Raw genomic sequence first — 1,022 nt, 5'->3', positions numbered from 1 at the left:
TATGTGCAGAGCGATCCGATCGGGCTTGGCGGCGGGATCAATACGTACGGCTATGTCGGGGGAAATCCACTGACGTTCATTGATCCCTTTGGATTGGATTCGACCTGTATGGCCGCGTGCAAAGCGGTAGGCGGGGCAGTCGGTGGCGCAGCCGGATATTATGGGGGTGGAGCCGCCGGAGGGGCAGCTGGTGGAATTGTTGGCGGCGCCGCCGGTTCCATCGTACCGGTCGCAGGGACGGCAGCAGGCGCTAGTGCTGGTGCGACCGTCGGGGCAATCGGTGGCAGTAGGGCTGGCGCGGCGGGCGGCATATGGGCCGGGACTGCGATTGGCGGCGCCATCGGTAGCATGATGTGCAGTGCTTCGGATAGTCGTCGAGAATATTGCGCCAAATTGTATGACGATATAATTTCTGATTGCAAAGCCGAACGAAATGCAAATAAGCGCATGGCGTGCTATATCGCTGCATCGAAAACGGAAAGCGAATGTTTGAAGGGGCAACACTAATGGGAATGAATTTGAAAAGCTGTATCGCAGAGCGACACTTGATCGCCAAGTCGAAAACAGATGGGTCCAATAAGGACGTTGTAGTCCGTATTGGAACGCCGTACTGGGTCGTGGATGGCGAAGTTGGTGCATGCCCTGTTGAATATAGTGGACTGTTGGAGACTTACGCTGATCGCAAGGGAATCGACTTGTTGCAGGCCCTTCAAATAGCCACTGATGTCAATTCAGTTCTTGAAGCAATGAGTGATGAGTTCGAATTTTTTTGGCCCTCTGGAGAGGCTTACGAATTTTCGTAGAGGATGCGGGCTGTATGTGAAAATGTACACGAGCTGATTCATGGCTAAATGAAAAAACCACCTCGATATCCGTTGGTCGGATTGAGGTGGTTTTTTACTTTCCGCTCTATTTTCCACAAGGGTATAACAGCTCGGGTCCAGTGCCGACAACATGCCGAGGGAGCAGTGCGGAAAGAGTTGTATCAGTCGCTTTGACGTCGAACGTATTCCTTTCGTATC

General features: G+C 52.8%; 2 protein-coding genes. Both read left to right on the top strand.

The annotated features are described in order from the left end of the window. On the top strand, positions 1-507 hold a 507-nt coding region (locus tag F1735_RS37665), incomplete at its 5' end, for an RHS repeat-associated core domain-containing protein (RefSeq protein WP_308628288.1). Then, positions 486-803: a hypothetical protein gene (locus tag F1735_RS33810; protein WP_167241407.1), complete on the top strand. Its 318-nt coding sequence runs from the start codon at positions 486-488 to the stop codon at positions 801-803. The genes F1735_RS37665 and F1735_RS33810, both read left to right, overlap by 22 nt. Positions 804-1,022: the final 219 nt, after the last annotated feature.

Source organism: Massilia genomosp. 1 (assembly GCF_011682185.1).
GTDB lineage: Bacteria > Pseudomonadota > Gammaproteobacteria > Burkholderiales > Burkholderiaceae_D > Telluria_A > Telluria_A rubra.
This window is presented reverse-complemented; position numbering and strand designations above follow the sequence as displayed.